17 protein-coding genes are annotated in these 20,368 nt (G+C 49.8%); 10 read left to right on the top strand and 7 right to left on the bottom strand.

The window, feature by feature from the left end:
• Nucleotides 1-51: 51 nt before the first annotated feature.
• From mnmE to rpmH, 6 genes are read right to left on the bottom strand one after another with little or no spacing between them, the layout of a single operon-like run.
• Nucleotides 52-1,422 (bottom strand): tRNA uridine-5-carboxymethylaminomethyl(34) synthesis GTPase MnmE, encoded by a 1,371-nt coding sequence (gene mnmE, locus P9J64_08525; GenBank protein ID MDG5468362.1) that lies wholly within the window; start codon nt 1,420-1,422, stop codon nt 52-54.
• Nucleotides 1,422-2,057 (bottom strand): RNA-binding cell elongation regulator Jag/EloR, encoded by a 636-nt coding sequence (jag, locus tag P9J64_08530; protein ID MDG5468363.1) that lies wholly within the window; start codon nt 2,055-2,057, stop codon nt 1,422-1,424. Before jag ends, mnmE begins: the two co-directional genes overlap by 1 nt.
• 9 nt (nt 2,058-2,066) lie before the next feature.
• Complete coding sequence (gene yidC / locus P9J64_08535) at nt 2,067-3,704, bottom strand: membrane protein insertase YidC (protein MDG5468364.1); 1,638 nt, start codon at nt 3,702-3,704, stop codon at nt 2,067-2,069.
• Nucleotides 3,705-3,736: 32 nt separating this feature from the next.
• Nucleotides 3,737-3,949: a membrane protein insertion efficiency factor YidD gene (gene yidD, locus P9J64_08540; protein ID MDG5468365.1), complete on the bottom strand. Its 213-nt coding sequence runs from the start codon at nt 3,947-3,949 to the stop codon at nt 3,737-3,739.
• On the bottom strand, nt 3,942-4,298 hold the full coding sequence (rnpA, locus tag P9J64_08545) for a ribonuclease P protein component (protein MDG5468366.1): 357 nt from the start codon (nt 4,296-4,298) through the stop codon (nt 3,942-3,944). The genes yidD and rnpA overlap by 8 nt, the downstream gene beginning before the upstream one ends.
• A gap of 15 nt (nt 4,299-4,313) precedes the next feature.
• Nucleotides 4,314-4,463, bottom strand: a complete 150-nt coding sequence (gene rpmH / locus P9J64_08550) for a 50S ribosomal protein L34 (protein MDG5468367.1) — start codon at nt 4,461-4,463, stop codon at nt 4,314-4,316.
• 317 nt (nt 4,464-4,780) lie between these two features.
• Here rpmH and dnaA point away from each other — a divergent pair, with 317 nt between their 5' ends.
• From dnaA to nth, 10 genes are all read left to right on the top strand, one after another.
• Complete coding sequence (gene dnaA / locus P9J64_08555; protein MDG5468368.1) at nt 4,781-6,133, top strand: chromosomal replication initiator protein DnaA; 1,353 nt, start codon at nt 4,781-4,783, stop codon at nt 6,131-6,133.
• Nucleotides 6,134-6,385: 252 nt separating this feature from the next.
• Nucleotides 6,386-7,498 (top strand): DNA polymerase III subunit beta, encoded by a 1,113-nt coding sequence (gene dnaN, locus P9J64_08560; protein MDG5468369.1) that lies wholly within the window; start codon nt 6,386-6,388, stop codon nt 7,496-7,498.
• A 54-nt stretch (nt 7,499-7,552) separates the two neighbouring features.
• Nucleotides 7,553-8,656 (top strand): DNA replication/repair protein RecF, encoded by a 1,104-nt coding sequence (gene recF, locus P9J64_08565; protein MDG5468370.1) that lies wholly within the window; start codon nt 7,553-7,555, stop codon nt 8,654-8,656.
• Between the two features lie 13 nt (nt 8,657-8,669).
• Entirely contained in the window at nt 8,670-11,045 is a 2,376-nt protein-coding gene (gene gyrB / locus P9J64_08570) for a DNA topoisomerase (ATP-hydrolyzing) subunit B (protein MDG5468371.1), read from the top strand.
• A 100-nt stretch (nt 11,046-11,145) separates the two neighbouring features.
• Complete coding sequence (gyrA, locus tag P9J64_08575; GenBank protein MDG5468372.1) at nt 11,146-13,650, top strand: DNA gyrase subunit A; 2,505 nt, start codon at nt 11,146-11,148, stop codon at nt 13,648-13,650.
• Nucleotides 13,577-14,461: a tetratricopeptide repeat protein gene (locus tag P9J64_08580; protein ID MDG5468373.1), complete on the top strand. Its 885-nt coding sequence runs from the start codon at nt 13,577-13,579 to the stop codon at nt 14,459-14,461. The genes gyrA and P9J64_08580 overlap by 74 nt, the downstream gene beginning before the upstream one ends.
• 46 nt (nt 14,462-14,507) lie before the next feature.
• Nucleotides 14,508-15,509, top strand: coding sequence for an NAD(P)H-dependent glycerol-3-phosphate dehydrogenase (locus tag P9J64_08585; protein MDG5468374.1), 1,002 nt, complete (start codon nt 14,508-14,510; stop codon nt 15,507-15,509).
• A gap of 24 nt (nt 15,510-15,533) precedes the next feature.
• Nucleotides 15,534-16,103, top strand: a complete 570-nt coding sequence (locus P9J64_08590) for a peptidylprolyl isomerase (protein MDG5468375.1) — start codon at nt 15,534-15,536, stop codon at nt 16,101-16,103.
• A gap of 85 nt (nt 16,104-16,188) precedes the next feature.
• Nucleotides 16,189-16,923, top strand: a complete 735-nt coding sequence (locus P9J64_08595) for a hypothetical protein (GenBank protein ID MDG5468376.1) — start codon at nt 16,189-16,191, stop codon at nt 16,921-16,923.
• 85 nt (nt 16,924-17,008) lie between these two features.
• The gene (nth, locus tag P9J64_08600) at nt 17,009-17,662 is read left to right on the top strand and encodes an endonuclease III (GenBank protein ID MDG5468377.1); all 654 of its coding nucleotides are present in this window, start codon (nt 17,009-17,011) and stop codon (nt 17,660-17,662) included.
• Between the two features lie 76 nt (nt 17,663-17,738).
• Here nth and P9J64_08605 read toward each other — a convergent pair whose 3' ends face one another.
• Nucleotides 17,739-20,174 (bottom strand): PBP1A family penicillin-binding protein, encoded by a 2,436-nt coding sequence (locus P9J64_08605; GenBank protein ID MDG5468378.1) that lies wholly within the window; start codon nt 20,172-20,174, stop codon nt 17,739-17,741.
• Nucleotides 20,175-20,368 lie beyond the last annotated feature (194 nt).

The raw sequence follows: 20,368 nt of genomic DNA on the forward strand, positions 1-20,368 counted from the left end.
TTCCACGTGAAACATACTGGTAATGTCACCAGAGGTTCCACGTGGAACAGATTACTTACCTATACAGAAACGACTAAAGATTTGATCCAGAATTTCGTCCGGGGTTGTTTCACCAGTAATCAAACCCAGAGAATTGAGCCCTTCACGTAAATCCATCGCCAGACACTCGTAAGGTGCCGATAGATGCACACCCTCAAAAAACGCGTTGAGGGAAGCTATTGCTCTAAGCAGGGCCTCCTTGTGACGTTTTTCTGTGACGACAAGGCCCTCTCCCGCTGCAGTAAGACCGTCCTGCCCCAATCGCTCAGCAATAACAGCGCAGAGGGAATCAAGGCCTGCCAGCTGTTTAGCTGAAACCGGGACCATGTGTGAAAACTCTGTTAACTGACTGGAATCTATACAATGTGGTTTATCGTCCTTGTTAACCACAACGATCGTTTTATCAATTTGGCATTGGCTTATCGCCAGACGATCTTCCGCGGTCAAGGGGGTAGATCCATCGACAACCAAAAGGATCAGGTCAGCACTGCGGGCTTTACTGCTAGCCCTTCGTACTCCTTCTTTCTCAACGGGGTCATCCGTTTCTCTTACGCCGGCTGCATCTATAAGACGAACCGGAAAACCGGCAAGGACGAGTGACTCCTCGAGAGTGTCACGAGTGGTTCCGGCTACATCTGTGACGATAGCCCTCGCCTCGCCAAGCAAGGCGTTCATAAGAGAGCTCTTGCCAACGTTGGGACGACCTAGGATAAGTATACTAACACCTTCCCGTAACACGCGGCCCACGTCAAAACTATTGGCAAGCGCAACCATCTCATCTACCTGAGCATGAATCGGGTCAACCAGGGAAGCTAGGTCCAGCGATCCAACTTCGTCATCAGGAAAATCAATGTGCGCCTCCAAAAGGGCCAGTGCCGACTTGAGCTGATCAGAGTATGTGTAAATTTTACGAGAAAGGTGACCTTCAAGCTGATCTAGGGCCACCTGTCCAGACCTTTCTGAGCGTGCCTTGATAACGTCGACAACGGCCTCGGCCTGTGAGAGGTCAAGACGGCCATGCAAGAAAGCCCGCTGGGTAAACTCTCCGGGTGCGGCCATTCTTGCTCCGGCAGCCAGAAACAGGTCAAGGACGCTACGTATAATCTGGATTCCACCATGACAGTGTACTTCAACGACATCCTCTCCAGTGTAGGAACGGGGTGACCGCATCACAACAGCGAGGACTTCATCTAGGCGAACCTCGTCCGCATTGAAGAGTTGGCCATAGTATAAACGGTGGGATTCAAACTCTTCATGCTTTGTTTTACTGCGAAAAGAATTTTTAAGGTAGGTGACAGCCTGGGGACCAGAGAGGCGAACGATACCAACACCACCTTCTCCCGGCGGAGTCACCGGAGCAACAATGGTATCCAAGTTCAACATCAGTTCTCCCGGGGCTTTAGGACTATAACCTTGCGGTCACCTTCGTGATTTCTGGAAATCGCTTCGAGGTCGACTTCCAGCTTGAACCGTTCGTAGAGAATGCGGCGTTCACCAAGGGCGAGGGGAGGGGTGGTTGCAGGCTTGCCTGTCTCACGGACCTTACGAGACAACTTATCAGCCAACCGGGTCAGAAAATCGTGTCGGCGGGCACGGTAGCCGTCAACATCCAGGATAATGGGGGTGCGATCGGTGGTCTGCCGGTCTGTCATTGTGCCAACCAGGCCCTGCATGGCATCAAGCATCTGGCCATGACGACCAATGAGAAGACTGGAATCATCAGAGGAAAGGAGCAGTTGAATCTGTTTTGTGGAGGTTACAACCTCTATCTCAACGGCCAAACCGCTCAAACGCAACAAACCGTCTGTAAATTGACGCGCTATAGCTCCCCGATCATGGAGCTTTACCCTGACCTTGGCCTGACGCTTGCCAAACAGACCAAAGAAACCTGATGAAGCGGCCTGCAACACCTCTACCTCGGCCTCGGCGCGAGTAGATTTTAACTGCGACAGGGCGTTCTCAACGGCAGTATCAAGGTTTTCAGCGGTGACTTCAAGGTGCAGGTGATCTAGCTTCATAATCAGAAATCAAGTGGCCTTACGGTGTATAAAATACTGCTGCAGAATGGTCAGGAGATTGTTAACCAACCAGTAAATAACCAGTCCCGAAGGGAAATTAAGGAACATGAAGGTGAACACTATCGGCATCATCATAAAGATTTTAGCCTGCATAGGATCAGCCGTTGTCGGCGTCATCTTCTGCTGCACGAACATGCTCGCACCCATCAGGATAGGGGTGATGTAATAAGGGTCCTTGGCAGAAAGGTCCGTTAACCAGAAGGCGAAGGGAGCATGACGCAAGGCAATGGAGTCGAGCAGAACCTTATAAAGAGCAAAGAAGACTGGGATCTGTACGATCATCGGCAGGCAACCACCTAAGGGGTTGACGCTGTGTGTCTTGTACAGCTGCATCATCTCTTTATTCAGTCGTTCCTTGTCATTTTTGAATTTCTCGCGCAGTTTAGCCATTTCCGGCTGCAACTTCTGCATCGATTTCATCGATGAATAGCTCTTGTGAGTCAAAGGCCAGAAGATGATCTTGATCAAGACGGTGAGGAGGATAATGGCGACACCGTAGTTCTTGAAAAACCCGTAGAAGAAGGTCAGTACGGTAAAGAGGGGTTGGGCCAGAAGGTTAAAGAAGCCGAACTGAACGATCTTGTCGAGCTGGTGACCTGCCGCCTTGAGCTGTGCCGGTTCCTTGGGCCCTATGAATACCAGGTAATCAAGCGTTCTCTTTTCACCGGGTTGCAGGGTAAAGTAGGGAGTTTCCATAATATTCTCTATGGCATCGCCCTTGCGTTGCAACAGGATTCGTTCAACGGTTTTATCGCCAGGAACGACAACGGAAAGAAAATATTTGGTTTGAAAAGAGGTCCAGGACAGATCCTGACCGTACGACACAAAACCATCTTTCAGGTCATCAACATCCACCTCTTCAATTTCATCTTTAACCAGTGTGGCAGGACCCGAAAACGAGTAACTGTCTCCTTCCATAGAATCATCCCAGCGTTGCACCATGGCGAGGTTAACTGTGCCGCGCAGTGGAGTCTGGCTGGCATTGCTGAGTTCAAGGGCCATGTCGATGACATACTCATCACCACGCACATTGAAAGATTTAACATACTGCATGCCGTTGGCCGCAACATGCTTGAAGAGAATCTCCAATTGCTCCTGACCGTTAACACTAACAACAGAAGCTGTTGCCGTTTCAAAAAGAGCTCCTTCGCTCAAACCGAAACCTTCTGCACCAGTCGTACGCAAGGTTGAATAACGCAAAGGACCCGTTTCGTACATTTGTACAGGAGCAGAGTCTTTAGCCGCCGTGGCCATGTACTCTTTCAACTTAAAAGAAATCAGCCGCGCGCCCTCTGTCGTAAAGACGGCCTGATATTTGTCTGTTTCAACCATAATCTCGCGAGCTGGTGTAGAGGTCTGCGCGTCCACCGAAACAGGGGTCTCTCCAGCAGCAGGTAAGGTCTCAACCTCAACAACCTTATCGGTAACAACAGCCTCTTCTTTTTCCTGGGAAGCAGCAACAGGAGTTGTTTGCGCACTCTCTGCTTGTTGTTCCTTCTGTGGCGGGAAGAAAAAAGAAAATCCCAACCAAACGGCAAGCATGAGGACCATCGCGAGAACCAGGTTTTTATTTTCAGCTGAATTCATAACTTAAGAAAAACTCCTGTTTTTACAAGTACTTAATCAAGCGGATCATAACCGCCTGGGTGCCAGGGATGACAACGGGTAAGGCGCTTCAAGCCCAACCACAGACCGCTCACGGCACCATACCTGTTGACAGCATCCAGAGTGTACATGGAGCAGGAAGGGTAAAAACGACAGGTCGGAGGCTTCAGCGGAGATAGAAAGGTTCTATAAAAGCGAATGCCCGCTATGGCTAACCGTTTAAACATGTTCTTCGGTCTCCAAGCGGGCAAATACGGTTAAAAGTTCCCGGTCAAGTTGCAGGTGGGTCAGACCTCCGGCGTTGCGCTTGGCAATGATCGATACATCTACGATCTGACCGAATAACTTATAATTGTGTCTGAACAGCTCTCGCATCCATCGTTTGAGTTGGTTTCGACAAACTGCATTGCCGACCTTGCGGCTTACAGTTAAGCCCAGGCGGGAATGAGCTCCGCCCGGGTTTACAATCACAACAAAGTGGGTTGTGTGATACCGTCGTCCCTCTCGCCAGATACGTTCATAATCACATGAACGTAAGATACGGCGAAATTTATCGAGAGTATGTTCACCTTTCACCCGCTAACTTTTAAACTATTTGGTCGGGATGGTTGCAGCTAAATTTTTGCGGCCCCTAGCGCGACGACGCTTGATAACGTTGGCGCCTCCTTTCGAACGCATGCGCTTGCGAAAACCGTGAGTACGTTTACGACTAACTTTACTGGGTTGATAAGTACGCTTCATGACTTTTTAATCTCCTCGAATATCGTCAAAAGGGGGTTTTTGTAAAATTTGTAAAAGGAACTTTTAAGCATGCCTGAAAAATAAAGTCAAGAACGAAAAGGTTTTCTCCCTAATTACTCTTTAATAAACAGACAGTTTTCCCTTGCAATAAAAAAAACCATCTGATAATCTTTGCTGTCAAGTTTTACACCTTTTTTAAAACACCTAAACCTTTGTAATTAGGTTCTTTTTGAGTTATCCACGGTTGTTTAAAAGTTTGTGGATAAATCTATTGTCAAAGTCTTTTCCTGAAGGCTTGAGTTGAATAAGATACCGGTATGAGTAAACTCTGGGATGATACCCTCTCACATCTGGAACTGAATCTCAGTCCTCAACACTTTTCTACCTGGATAAAACCTTTAAAGCTCGTCAAGATCGAGCAGGATATGGTTTATCTGGAGGTCCCGAACCGTTTTGTCCTGGACTGGGTGAAAGAGAACTACAGTAAACTTATTCAGAAAAAACTCTCGGACCTTTCAGCTGTCAGTTACAGATTACATTTTGATGTTTCCAATCAAGCCACCGAGAAACACCCAAGAACAACTCCTGTTGTCGAAAAACCTGTTGCTGTTGCGGCTAAAAAAAGCATCGTTAATAACACTCATACGTCAGATCTCAACCTTAATAGAAAATATACTTTTGAAGAGTTTGTTTCAGGCTCTTCAAATCAATTTGCTTATGCAGCTGCCATGGCAGTCGCCAGCAATCCGGCAACCACTTATAACCCCCTCTTTATTTATGGTGGGGTCGGCCTCGGTAAAACACATCTGGTGAATGCAATTGGCAACGCTATTCTCAAAAAATCTCCCCAGATGAGGATCTGCTATTACACGTCCGAAAAATTCATGAACGAACTGATTAATTCTCTGCGTTACAATCGCATGGATGAATTCAGAAACAAGTTTCGATCGATGGATGTTCTCCTCATTGATGATATACAGTTTATTGCTGGAAAAGAACGTACGCAGGAAGAGTTTTTTCATACCTTTAATGCTCTTTATGAATCTCACAAGCAGATCATTGTTACCTCCGATAAGTTTCCAAAAGATATTCCAGGACTTGAAGAACGCTTAAGATCGCGTTTTGAGTGGGGTCTTATAGCTGATATTCAAGCCCCTGATGTAGAAACAAAACTGGCTATTCTGAAAATGAAAGCAGAACAGAACAGTATAAATTTACCTGAAGATGTAGCTTTATTTCTGGCTAATTCTATCTGTAACAACGTCCGGGAATTGGAAGGTTATCTGATCAGGATTGGAGCCTACGCGAGTTTGACATCTGTTCCGGTCTCTCTGGAAATGGCTCGTGATGTCCTTAAGGATATACTGATAGAGAGAAACCGTGAACTCTCCGTAGAAGAGATCCTTAAAAAGGTCAGCCTTCATTTTAATATAAAAGTGTCAGATATAAAATCTGCCAAGAGGCTTAAGGCTGTGGTCTTGCCAAGACAGATTGCCATGTACATTTCACGCCAGTTGACCTCTTCCTCTTATCCAGAGATAGGGGACCGTTTTGGCGGCAAAGATCATTCAACAATTATTCATGCCATCCGCAAGATTGAAAAATTGATGGAAGAAGATTTCCAACTGAAAAGCACGATAGAAAATTTAAAGAAAGAACTGACCAATTAGTTTTTAAAAGGGGGACTTATAACCTGTTTAAAAGAAGGTGGATAGACTGGTGATAAAATAGACTTACAAAAAAACCCATCTTTATCCCCATTTGATCAACAGCTTTTACAGGAAGTTATAAAGCTATTAAGTACCTGAAAATAATAAAAAAATATGATTTTATGAGCTATTAACAGACACTATTACTACTACTAGCTTTTAATATTATTAGTATTTAAATAATAATAAGATCTGTGGATTGAGGAGGACGTTATGAATTTCACCATTGAAAAAGATGTTTTTCTGAAAGGCTTGGCCAGAGTTCAAGGGATTGTCGAAAAACGCAATACCATACCGGTGCTTTCCAATGTACTTCTGGAAGGCGCAGATGGTGAGCTGCATTTGACAGCCACAGATCTGGAAGTCGGTATGCAATCGTCCTATCCGGCCAATATACGTAAACCGGGCAAGATTACTGTTTCAGCAAAGAAGCTCTTTGAAATTATCAAGGAACTTCCAGATAACGAAATCAGTTTTAATGCCAAAGACAATTGCTGGATAGAGATAGAATGCGGCAAAGCACAATTCAATATAGTGGGACTCTCTGCCGACGAATTTCCTAATTTTCCCCAACCGGATAGAAACACTTTTCTTTCTCTGAGTAGTTCCTTGTGCAAAGAGATGATAGAGAAGACTTTCTTTGCTGTTTCCCAGGATGAAAGTAAATACAATCTCAACGGTATCTTCTGTCAGGTTCAGGAAGGTACAAATCAATTGCGCCTGGTCGCCACAGACGGTCATCGTCTATCGATGATTGATAAGCAGATAGAGTTGGCAGAAAGTTCAGAACTGAGTCGTGGAGTTATTCTACCGCGTAAAGGTATCCTTGAACTGAAAAAACTCGCCGAAGAGGGCGAAGGCGATCTGCAGCTGGGTTTTATGGATAACAATGCCGTTGTAAGCAAAGATCAGACGGTTATTATCATGCGTCTGGTTGACGGAGAGTTTCCTGACTACAGCCGGGTTATTCCAAAAAATAATGAACAGACCGCAGCGATCGCTGTTGATCCTTTCCTGCATGCATTACGTCGCATGATTATCCTCTCAAGCGAAAAATCCCGTGGTGTGAAGATGAACTTCAAGAACAACTTGCTTGAAGTCTCATCATCCAATCCTGAGTTAGGCGATGCTCGTGAGGAGATGGATATAGAATATCAGGGACCGGAACTTTCAGTTGGTTTCAACGCACGTTACCTGCTTGACATATTACAGGTACAGAACCAGGATCAGATCAATATGATTCTTAAAGATAACCTTTCTCCCGGGCTGATTAAGCCGATTGAAGAGGATGGTTATCTGGCAGTCATCATGCCTATGCGGCTCTAGTCGGAAAGTTTTGAAAAAGCCTTTAATATTTGAGGCTTTTTTCTTGAAGGTTATATGATTCTCGAAACATTGAAGCTGCGTTCTTATCGCAACCTGGGCAATATTGATCTGACCTGGAACAATCATTTCAACGTTATTTACGGCGAGAATGCACAAGGCAAGACAAATCTTCTCGAAGCTATTTACCTGTTGGGGCATTTAAAGAGTTTTCGTGGCGCGCGCGGACAGGATTTAATCAATCATACGGCAGAAACGGCTTTTATAAGCGCCAAGATAGACAAGGGAAACGTTGCTCACAAGCTGGATATAGGTTTACAGAAAGCAGGACGTAATCCCCGGGTTGATGGTAAGACGGTCAAAAAATTAAGTGAGTTCCTAGGTTATCTGAGGTCAGTACTTTTTACCCCTGAAGAGCTGGGTAACATAAAAGGTTTCCCCGCAGGAAGGAGGGCGTTGCTTGACCGAGCAATATTACAGACCGAACCGGTTTACCTGGACAGGGTGCAGGAATACGACAGGATCTTACGACAACGCAATCAGCTTTTGAAAAAGCAGGCGGCAGAGGCAGAGTTGGCACCCTGGACAGAGGCTTTGGTGCGGAGTGGAAGCCGGATACGTCATGATAGGCAGCGTTACCTGACCCGCTTCAAACCACTATTGAGCCAGGTTTACCGAGAAATAACGGGTGGTACTGAGTCAGCAGCGGTCAATTACTCAATAGCAGCTGAAAAGCTTGATGAGTTGACCGACCATATGAACGCTGCTTTTGAGCGTCTGCAGACGCGAGAACAAAAATTAGGCATAACACTGGCCGGGCCACACAGAGATGATCTCGATTTTCAGGTTGAGGGAAGATCCTTGCGCGCCTTCGGCTCCCAGGGGCAACAGAGATCTTTTTTGCTGGCTTTTAAAGCCGCTCAGGTGATGGATCTCGAGGAAAAATTCAGAGAACCGCCGGTACTGCTTCTTGATGATCTGGCGAGTGAGCTGGACAGCAAAAGACAGGAAGGGTTTTTCAATTTTTTATTGAATCGTCGTGGTCAGGTTTTCCTGACCTCTGCCCAGCAGTCACAGCTGGCTGATAAGGTGCAACAAACGGCAAGTTTTTTTAAGGTTAACCAGGGGTTGGTCAGCGCTACATCCCCAGAACGAGGCTGAAATGACAGAAAAAATGAACAAAGATTACGATGCTGGAAGTATTACGGTTCTAGAAGGACTATCGGCTGTTCGTAAACGGCCGGCTATGTATATCGGGTCAACATCTATACAGGGCCTTCATCACTTGGTTTACGAGGTGGTGGATAACTCGATAGACGAAGCTCTGGCCGGTCACTGTGATGATATCAAGGTGGTTATCCATGTTGATAATTCAGTGACGGTTACTGATAATGGCCGGGGTATTCCGGTGGATATGCACGAGACCCAGAAAAAACCTGCCGCCGAAGTCGTTATGACGGTCCTCCACGCCGGAGGCAAATTCGATAGCGATACCTACAAAGTTTCCGGTGGCTTGCATGGTGTTGGTGTTTCGGTCGTTAATGCGTTATCCAGTCGTTTGGAGTTGGAAATTCGTCGCGGTGGTAAAATTTACCGACAAAACTATGAAAAGGGTGTCCCGACTGGCGACTTGGTTGAAGATGGTACCACCAAACGTCGTGGCACCCGGATTCTCTTCTGGCCGGATGCGGAAATTTTCGAAACCACGGATTTCTCTTTCGAAACACTTTCACAGCGTATTCGCGAAATGGCCTTCCTGAATGCCGGCGTCAAGATAGAGATTATTGATGAGCGCACCGACAAGAGCCATGTCTTCCACTACGAAGGCGGCATCGTTTCTTTCGTCGAATATCTGAATCGAGCCAAAACACCACTGCATCCAAAGCCGCTTTTTTTTACAGGCACCAGAGAAGATGTCGAAATTGATATCGCCATTCAGTACAACGACTCTTACGATGAGAAAATCTTCTCCTTTGCCAACAATATCAATACCCACGAAGGTGGCACCCACTTAAGTGGTTTCAAAGCGGCGCTGACGCGCACCATGAACACCTATGCAACCGTTAACAACCTTCTTAAAAATATGAAAAGTGCGATTTCAGGGGACGATTTGCGCGAAGGTATGGCCGCGGTTCTTTCGGTTAAGGTTCCTGATCCGCAGTTTGAGGGTCAAACCAAAACCAAATTGGGCAACTCGGAGATTAAAGGTTATGTCGAGACCCTGATGAACGAAAAGCTGGCGGAATATCTCGAAGAGAATCCGTCCATAGCCAAGAAAATCCTGGAGAAAGGTATCGATGCCGCCAGAGCCCGCGAAGCGGCGCGCAAAGCTCGTGACCTGACTCGCCGCAAAGGTGCCCTTGATGGGTTGGCTCTGCCGGGAAAACTGGCTGATTGCCAGGAGAAGGATCCTGCGCTCTGTGAACTCTACCTGGTCGAGGGCGACTCGGCCGGTGGTAGTGCCAAACAGGGACGGGAAAGGCGCTATCAGGCTATCCTGCCGTTGAAAGGTAAGATTCTAAATGTCGAGAAGGCACGCTTCGACAAGATGATCACCTCCAACGAGATACGAACCCTGATCACGGCGATGGGAACCAGTATAGGCAAAGAGGATTTCGATCTGAGCAAGCTGCGCTACCACCGGATTATAATCATGACCGACGCCGATGTCGACGGTTCGCATATCCGTACCCTGCTCTTGACCTTCTTCTTCCGACAAATGCCGGAGCTGGTGGAACGCGGACACCTCTACATCGCTCAACCCCCACTCTACAAGGCCAAACGCGGAAAGAAAGAGCTTTACCTGAAAGACGAGGAAGCTCTTCGTGAATATTTGCTCGATGAGGGTGTCGAGGGAATGACCGTGAAGATGGAGAAGAGCGGCAAGGTCTTGCGTGGCAAACAAATAATCCCGACGTTGCGCAATATCCTTGATTACAACGAGCACTTCGGCAAGATGGTGCACAAGGGGATTAATGCCGAAGTTCTTAAGGTTTTTGTGAGTGGCAAATTGCAGAATGGTTTCGCGGACCTGATTGACCTTGCACCTTTGGCCGCCAAGTTACGTGAGATTGAACCTGATGTTGAGTTTGAGGTGTTTAACGATCCACCTCGGATTCTCTATAAAAAGGGTAGCTTGCGATCCTACATCGACCAGAAGGTGTTGGAGAGTCTGTCGATGTATGAGTACAAGCTATTACTGCAGTCGTACAAGCAGGTTGAAGAAATCTGTTTGAATGAGAAGGCATTGATCAGTAAAGAAGGGCAAGAAGAGATGGTTGTGAGCGATCGTCAGGACTTGCTCAACTATTTCTTCGCCCGGGCCAAGAAGGGACAGTATATCCAGCGCTACAAAGGCTTGGGGGAGATGAACCCGGACCAGCTCTGGGAGACCACGATGGATCCCGAAAAAAGGGTGTTACTGCAGGTCAAAATCGAAGACACCATCGAGGCGGAGCAGATCTTTACCGTGCTGATGGGCGACCAGGTTGAGCCGCGTCGTGAATTTATTGAAAATAACGCCCTTAACGTATCTAATTTGGACGTATAAACCCCGGAACGAGGTTATGGGTTCAAGGTTCGTGGAATTAGCTTTTACCACGAACCACGAACCACGAACCACGGTCCGGTTTTCCGGAGGAAAAACCTAGATGCTTTCAGAACAGAACAAAGTCAGCGTCAATATCGAAGACGAAATGCGCAAGTCCTACATGGACTATGCGATGAGTGTAATCGTCGGCCGGGCTCTACCGGACGTGCGAGACGGTCTAAAACCGGTTCACCGGCGGGTGTTGTTCGCCATGAATGAACTGAACAACGACTACAACAAGCCGTACAAGAAATCGGCTCGCGTGGTCGGTGACGTTATCGGTAAATACCATCCCCATGGTGACTCGGCGGTTTATGACACCATCGTTCGTATGGCCCAGGACTTCTCCATGCGCCATCCTCTGGTCGACGGACAAGGAAACTTCGGTTCGGTTGACGGCGACTCGGCGGCGGCTATGCGTTATACAGAAGTTCGCATGGATCGGTTGGCCCATGAACTACTAAGCGACCTGGACAAGGAAACGGTTGAATTTGGACCCAACTACGATGACTCTCTCGAAGAGCCATTGGTTTTGCCCTGCAAGTATCCCAACCTGCTGGTCAACGGCTCTGAGGGTATTGCGGTCGGTATGGCGACCAAGATACCACCACACAACCTGGGAGAGATTATCGATGGCTTGATTGCGGTAATCGATAACCCGAAGCTAGAGGTTGAGGAACTGCTTGAGCTGATCCCGGGCCCTGATTTTCCGACCGGCGGCTTCATCATGGGCCGAGACAGCATCCACCAGGCTTACCGCACCGGTCGAGGGATTATCCCGATGCGCGCCAAGGCGATGGTCGAGCAGAACAGCCGCACCAGTCGTGAGAGCATCATCGTCACCGAGATTCCTTTCCAGGTTAACAAGGCGCGACTGATTGAAAAGATCGCCGACCTGGTTCGGGACAAGAAGATCGAAGGTATTTCCGATCTGCGCGATGAGTCGGACCGTGACGGCATGCGCATCGTTATCGAGTTGAAGCGTGACAGCATCCCCCAGGTGGTGCTTAACCAGCTCTACAAGATGACGCCGATGCATTCGTCTTTTGGCATCATCATGTTGGCGATTGTCAAAGGCCAACCACAGATTCTTAAGCTGCGCGAAGTGCTGGATCTCTTCATTGACCACCGCAAGGAGATCGTGACTCGACGCACCATGTTCGAGCTGAAGAAAGCCGAAGCCCGCGCCCACATCCTCGAAGGTCTGAAGATCGCCCTGGACAACCTCGACGAGGTTATTCAAACGATCAAAACCAGCGCCAACCCGGCTGAAGCCAAGGAGAGATTGATCTCCCGCTTCGAGCTGAGTGATATCCAGGCCCAGGCGATTCTTGAAATGCGCCTGCACCGCCTGACCGGCCTCGAGCGTGACAAGATTATCGAGGAGTATAACCAGGTCATGGCGCTGATCAAGCGCCTCAAGGAGATCCTTGCCAGCGAGGTCGAGATACTCAAAATCATCAAGACCGAACTGATAGATATAAAGGATCGCTTCGGCAATCCTCGTCGTACCGAGATCCTCGCTGTTGCGGCGGATCTCTCCATCGAGGACATGATCGTCGAAGAAGATATGGTGGTCACCGTATCCCATTCCGGCTACATCAAGCGTAACGCTGTGTCTCTCTACCGGGCACAACGCCGGGGAGGCAAAGGTTCGACAGGGATGCGACCAAAGGATGAGGATTTTGTTGAAAGCCTATTTATTGCTTCAACCCACAGCTATGTCCTGATTTTTACCAGCAGGGGCAAGGTCTACTGGCTCAAGGTCCATGAGATTCCGCAAGGCGGCCGGGCTGCACGCGGCAAGGCGATCGTCAACCTCCTCAACCTGGAAGCGGATGAGCAGGTCATGACGATCCTGCCGGTCAAGGAATTTGAGGAAGGCCGCTTCATCATTACCGCTACGCAAAAAGGCACGGTCAAGAAAACTGATTTGCTGGCTTATTCGAATCCCCGCCAGGGTGGCATTATTGCCCTGACCATCGACGAAGGTGATAGCCTGATCGCTGCGCGTCTGACCGATGGCTCCATGGATATTCTGCTTGCCAGCCATAACGGTAAATCGATTCGCTTTAACGAAAGCGACGCCCGCCCCATGGGCCGCACAGCCCGGGGTGTTCGCGGTATGATGCTCGAAGGAGATGATGAAATCATCGGCATGGAGGTTGTCTCCGATGCGACTGCGTCGACCCTGGTCACCGTTACAGAAACCGGCTACGGCAAGCGCACCAGTCTTACCGAATACCGCGTACAGAGTCGCGGCGGTAAAGGTATTATCACGATCAAGACCGGAGGTCGCAATGGCCAGGTGGTTGATGTTAAACTGGTAGACAATGAATCAGATCTGATGTTTATTACCGACCGGGGTAAGGTGCTGCGTACACGGGTAAGTGCCCTCTCCGTTATCGGCCGAAACACCATGGGGGTTCGCCTGATGGTGCTCGAGGCTGATGAACGTATTGTTGCCGTCGCCAAGCTGGCAGAGAAGGAAGATGACGAAGGAAATCCAGAAATTGAAGAAACAGCTCCTTCTGGAGGAGTTGACGCGCCAGGGGAAGGCGCCTAAGCAGCGGCTCTGGATTTTACTCGGTCTGATCATGGTGGCGCTGGTCGCCGCCGGCGCTTACTGGTACCAGGCGAATTTACAAACAAGACTCGAAGAACGTTTCCAGCAAGGCCTCGCTTTCAGGCAGGAAGCCAGGTATAGCGAAGCGGTTGAGCTCTTTAAGGAGCTTCACGCTGAGCAGCCGTCTTTTGTGCGGATACCTCAGGCTCTTTTTCAGGTCGCTGAAATACAGGATCTGTATCTGGGTCGTTATTCCGATGCCCTGCTGACCTACCTGCTGCTGGAGCGGGATTACCCGGACGCCCCAGAGGTGTTTGCTGCCAGGAAGCAGGTCGCTGTGCTTTACAAGTATCGGCTCAACGACTGTGGTCAGGCTATTGCTGTCTACCAGAAGGTTCTCGATGATGCCGATAGCAACAGCGATCAGTTGCAATACGAGGTGGCAGACTGCTATTTCCGCCTGAATAACTTTGCCCAGGCCCGGATAGAGTTTGAAAGCCTGCTCAAGAATGATCCGCAAAGCGATCTTTTTGCCGAAGTTCAATACCGAATTGCCATGACCTACGCTCTGGAAGGAAAGCTTCCGGAAGCGGCCGGGGCCTATCGGGTTGTTATTGAGCGCTGGTCGGAAAGCTCCTATGCTGTAGAAGCAAGCTTCGGTCTGGCAACGGTACTGGAAGAGCAGGAAGAGCTCGTGGAAGCTTTGAAAATTCTCGAGGAGCTTAAAGGGATTTATCCCAAAGAAGATATCCTGACTCGCAAGACGGAGCAGGTACGCGAGCGGATTGAAAAGAAAAAGAAGGCGATTTAGCGCTTTTCGGTTGTTCATTACGCCAAGGGTGAGAGGATTTGACATGATGAAAATCGGAGTCATCGGTGCCGGTAGCTGGGGAACCACCCTTGCCAATGTTCTGGCTAAAAAGGGTCACAATGTCACCCTCTGGGTTTACGAAGCAGACCTGGCTAAACGCCTGCAGGAAACAGGAGTCAACGATCTCTATCTAGGTGGGATAACGCTTTCAAGTAAACTGTCTTATACCAACGATCTGTCAGAGGCTGCCAAAAACAGCCAACTCATGCTGCTGGTTTCACCATCGCAGGTCATGCGCCACGTCCTAAAAGATCTCAAAGCTTACATTACAGAAGATTGCCTGCTGGTTTCTGCGGCCAAGGGGATAGAAAACGGTACCCTGTTGACTATGTCCGAGGTCTTGCAGGAAGTTCTTGGTGAGCAGGTCGCCAAACGCAGTGCTTTTCTTTCCGGACCCTCCTTTGCGCGTGAAGTTGCCGTAGAGCAACCAACGGCGGTTGCCGTTGCAGCGGAGGATCCTGAAGTTGCGCACCGTGTTCAGGAAATTTTCAGCACGGATTATTTCCGTGTTTATACCAACCAGGATGTGGTTGGCGTTGAAATTGGCGGGGCGATGAAGAACGTGATTGCCTTGGCTGCCGGTGTTGGTGACGGTCTTGGCTTTAACCACAATGCGCGAGCGGCCCTGATTACCCGGGGTCTGGTAGAAATTTCCCGTCTCGGTGAAGCCAAGGGTGCCCAGGAAACGACCTTTTCAGGCCTGGCCGGCATGGGCGATCTGGTGCTGACCTGTACCGGCGACCTTTCCCGCAACCGCTCGGTCGGTATCGAGCTGGGCAAAGGACGCAAACTGGACGAAATCCTCAATCAGATGCGTATGGTTGCCGAAGGGGTCAAGACCACCCTTTCCGCGTATCAACTGGCCGCCAAGCTTGGGGTTGCCATGCCGATAACGGAGCAGATGTACCAGGTTCTCTACGAAGAGAAAGACCCGAAGCAGGCGGCTGCTGACCTGATGACGCGGGCCCTGACTTCAGAAGACGAATAAAAAAACCATTTTAAGGGGATAAAAATGATGAAAAAAATAATCTTGATGATTCTTACCGCCAGTCTTTTATTTACCGCACCTGTGCTCGCTTTCGAGGTTGTTGTAATAGAAACCAATCATGGCGATATAACTGTTGAGCTGGATAACGAAAAAGCGCCTATTTCAGTAGCAAACTTTTTGGCCTATGCTGAAAGCAACCATTATGATGGTACGATCTTTCACCGGGTCATTAAGGATTTTATGATTCAGGGCGGAAACTTTACCCCTGATATGTCGCCCAAAAAGACTCTCGCTCAGATCAAGAACGAAGCAGGCAATGGTTTGCGCAACCTGCGTGGCACGATCGCTATGGCTCGCACCGGCGTCGTCGACAGTGCGACCAGCCAGTTCTTCATCAACCTCAAGGATAATGATTTTCTCGATCATAAGGACACCTCTGTCAGGGGGTACGGCTACGCCGTGTTCGGCAAGGTCATCAAGGGCATGGATGTGGTTGACAAGATCGGTACGACCAAAACCCACACGTTTAAACGTTTCCGTGATGTTCCCGCCGAACCGGTTGTTATCAAGAGCGTCAAACGTGTAGCAAAGTAAAATCGGTCATTGGTTAAGTAAACTCTTTTTCGGAAGAGCAAGCTGAAGTCGTTACCCTGCGAGTAATGACGTTAGCGAGGCAGGTATGTCCACCGCTCGCATCATGACTTACAACATTCAGGGCTGCCGAGGTGGCGATGGTCAGGTGAATCCTGACCGGATTCTGAATGTTATCGCCGACGCTGCTCCTGATATTGTCATCCTGCAGGAGCTCGGCGCGGTGCACCATGCCGATATCCTCCCCTACCTGTCTGAGCGCCTCGGTCTTGAGGCCTTCCGGGATGTGACCGGAGGACCCTTGGCTTATCTTTCCTTTTTTCCCCTCAAAGGCGTGCAGCGATTCGATCTTGGTTATGGTGGGCAGTGCCTGCGGGCTGATGTCGAGCTGGCTGGCAAGCGCCTGCACCTCTTGAATGTCAGCTTGGACAGTTTCCCGCGTTTTCGCAGTCACCAGGTCACACGTTTGCTCGGTTCAGAACTGCTCGGCAACCCATCTATGGCGTGCCCGGCATTAATTGTTGGTGACTTTGCCGATTTTCTTTGGGGTGCAGGCAACCTGGAATTGGCCTCTGTGCTGCGCCGGGCCCGTCGGCCCCTGTGGCGGGGCACCTACCCTTCCCGTTGCCCGGTTTTTGGCCGGGACCGTGCTTATCTGCGTGGTGGCGTACGAATCCTTGACGCTTCCATCAATCGTAGTTACATAGCCCGCCAGGCGTCAGGCCATTTACCTTTGACGATGACGGTACAGATTACCGACACTCGCCGCTCCGTGCGTCTTAGACAGTTGACCGGTGGTCGCATGGAGGCCGCTCCAGGTTAAAAGAGTCGTGACAAGCCCACGCCGTGGAAAACTCTGTGGATAAGGTTGATAACTCCCATTGAACCGGGTAAAAATCATTAAAAAAATGAAAACCCGCCGCATAAGCAAAGTTCATGCATTGCACACCCTGGATCGTCTTGAAGCAAGCTATCCGGACGCTCATTGTGCTCTCTTGCATGACAACCCATGGCAACTTCTGATAGCGACAATCCTCTCGGCACAGTGTACAGATGTGAGGGTTAACATGGTGACACCGGTTCTTTTCAATCGCTTTCCAGATCCTTTGAGTCTGGCGCAGGCAGAGCTTGGTGACGTTGAGGAGTTAATCCGCTCGACCGGGTTCTTTCGCAACAAGGCAAAGAGTCTGATCGGATGTTCGAGGGCGCTGGTTGAAGAACATCAGGGGAAGGTTCCGCAAGAGATGTCCGCTCTGGTTGCCTTGCCCGGGGTTGGCCGTAAAACCGCCAACGTGGTTTTGGGCAATGCCTTTGCTACGCCTGGGATGGTGGTGGATACCCACGTCGGTCGAATCGCCGGGCGCCTGGGATGGGTTACGGTGCGCACCGCAGAAGGCATTGAAGAGCAGCTCTGCAAGTTGCTGCCGAAAGAGCGTTGGACGCAAGCTGCACATGTCTTGATCTTTCATGGTCGGCAATGTTGTCGGGCGCAGACTGCCTGGTGTTCAAATTGTCCGGTTGTGGATCGGTGTCCGCAGGTTGGGGTTGGGCGGCAGAAGTAGGGGTAAGATAAAAACAATCAAAAAAAGGGACACGACATTAGTCGTGTCCCTTTTTACATAAAACCATGATGAAAATTTAAAGCTCATCCATATCCAGTCGGAAAAAGTCCTTTGCCTCAGGTGTCTTCTCATCGAGTGCATAACGAACCGGAGCGGTATTGGGCGCAAAAGCCTCAATTACGATGTCCTGGCTGTCTTCGGGCGCAAGTAGACCAGTGAGTGGATCAATGGGCCGAAATAGGATGCTGTCCGGGACAGGAAAATGTTCAACCGGCATATCCTTGGTTGCCTCGAGCATGAATGCAACCCAGGCGGGAGCCGCTGCCTTGGAGCCGGTTTCTTGCTTGCCGAGAGGACGTTCCAAGTCGTAACCGACCCAGGAGACGGCAAGCAGCTGATTGACGTAGCCGATGAACCAGGCATCCTTGAGATCGTTTGTGGTGCCGGTTTTGCCGGCAGTGGGGCGTTTCAAGCTTCTGGCACGCCAACCCGTGCCATTTTGCACGACGCTCTCAAGGAGGTTGGTGGTCAGGTAGGCTGTTTCTGGGCTGATAACGCGGTTGCGGGATTGGCCGATCAGCTTCTGACCACTCATAGGTCCAGCCGGGAAGTCTGCCGGGTCGTTCGATTCAATCACCTTGCCATCACGATCGAGAACCTTGTTGATGTAGGTCGGCGCAACGCGCACACCACCGTTGGCGAGCACCGAGTAGCTGCGTGCCAGTTCCATCGGGGTTAACGCCGAAGAGCCAAGACCAAGGGTCAAGTCTTCGGCAAGATCCGATTCAATGCCGAGTTTGCGGGCGTAGTTGGCCGCGTAGCGGACGCCGATATCCTCAAGGATTTTAATGGTGATGACGTTGTAAGACTTGGCCAAAGCGGTTCGCAGAGGAACCGGTCCGTAGAAGCGCTTGGAGTAATTCTTCGGCTTCCATTCCTTGATTTCACCACTCTCCAGGCGTTCTTTGTAGATCAAGGGAGTATCGAGAATCACAGTGGCCGGCGTATAGCCTTTGTCGAGGGCCGATGCGTAGATCAGGGGCTTCATCGCTGAACCGGGCAGGCGTCGGGCCTGGAGAACCCGGTTGAACTGACTGGTGCGGAAGTCGTAACCACCGACCATGACCTTGATCTGTCCTGTGTGAGGATCCATGGCCAGCAAAGCGCCCTGGGCTTGCGGCTCCTGCTCAAGACTCAGCTGCCAGGGGTCTTCTGTCGGGATATTGAGGACACGCACCTGGATCCTGGAACCAAGCGGCAGGCGGGTTGCTTGCTCATTGGCGTTGCCGCTTTCTGCTTCGGTGCGTTTGACCTGCTGGATCGGGCCGGCCCATTCGCTTTCCTTGAGCAAGATGCGCCCTTCCCGGTCGGCAAAGCGGAGGTGCAAACTCTTTTTGTCAGAACCACTGACGACGGCCTCGATGAAATCATCAACCTGCGGTGTCTTTTCAGCAAAGGATGCAACCTGTTCACTCAGGAAGAGCCCTTCTTCTTCAGGAGTCAAAACAGCAAGTGGGCCGCGGTAGCCCCGGCGTTTGTCATGATCACGCAGGTTGGCTTGCACCGACGCCTGGGCGGCAAGCTGCATCTGCAGGTTCATACTGGTCTGTACTTCGAGGCCGCCACGGTAGAGCTGTTCTTCACCGTAGGTGTCTTCAAGGTAGCGCCGAACCTGTTCGGTGAAATAAGCCGCGTTGGTCAGGTGTTGATTGATGCGCGGGCGAATGACGAGCTCTTGTGCCGCAGCCTGATCCGCTTCTTCCTGGGTGATGAAGCCCTCGCTGACCATGCGGCCTAGAACGTAAACTTGCCGATCCTTGGCGCGCTCATAATGACGGTAAGGGGAATAGCGACTGGGAGCTTTCGGTAAGCCAGCGAGAATACTGCACTCGGCGAGAGTCAGGTTCTCGACATCTTTGTCGAAATAGTTCTCGGCAGCAGCCTGCACGCCGTGGGCACCATGACCGAGATAGATCTGGTTGAGGTAGAGGTAGAGAATTTCTTCCTTGGAGAGACGCTTTTCCATGCGATAAGCAAGAATGGCCTCTTTAAACTTGCGCTTGAATTTGCGCTCCGGGGTCAGTAAAAGACTTTTCGCAACCTGCTGGGTGATCGTGCTGCCGCCCTGAACAATGCCGCCCGCTTTAATATTCTTGATCGCTGCCCGGATAATCGAAACAATGTCGATGCCCTGGTGTTTGAAGAAGTTTGCATCTTCCGCCGCAACAAAGGCCTGAACGAGTTGTTTCGGCATCTTTGACACTGGCGCGATGATCCTGCGCTCCTCGAACAGTTCGGCAATAACCGAGCCATCGTCGCTGAGCACACGGGTGATAATTGGCGGGCGATAGTCTGCAAGGGTATCGACCTTGGGCAAAGACTTGGAGATGTAGAGGTAAGCGCCTACCGGAATCAAAATGGCGAGCAGCAGGCCAAGCAGACCCAGGGTCAACAGGGTTCGGGTCAGTATGGTAAGCAATGATTTTTTTTGTTTCTCTTTCTGTTTTGGCATATAACCCTCGATTGAACCTGATATCTCTACATGAAGAAGAGACCTCTTCTTCCCATAAGGGTGTAAGATACAGGTAGAACGGACTTTTCTACCATAGCACTTCCCTTTTCGGCAACACTTTTGCCGGTTTAACAGGCCTCTGCGCTATGCTATAGTTAGAAGCTGTGCAAAAGAGAGAATAAAAATTCAAAGGT

Source organism: Deltaproteobacteria bacterium IMCC39524 (assembly GCA_029667085.1).
Lineage (GTDB): Bacteria > Desulfobacterota > Desulfuromonadia > Desulfuromonadales > BM103 > M0040.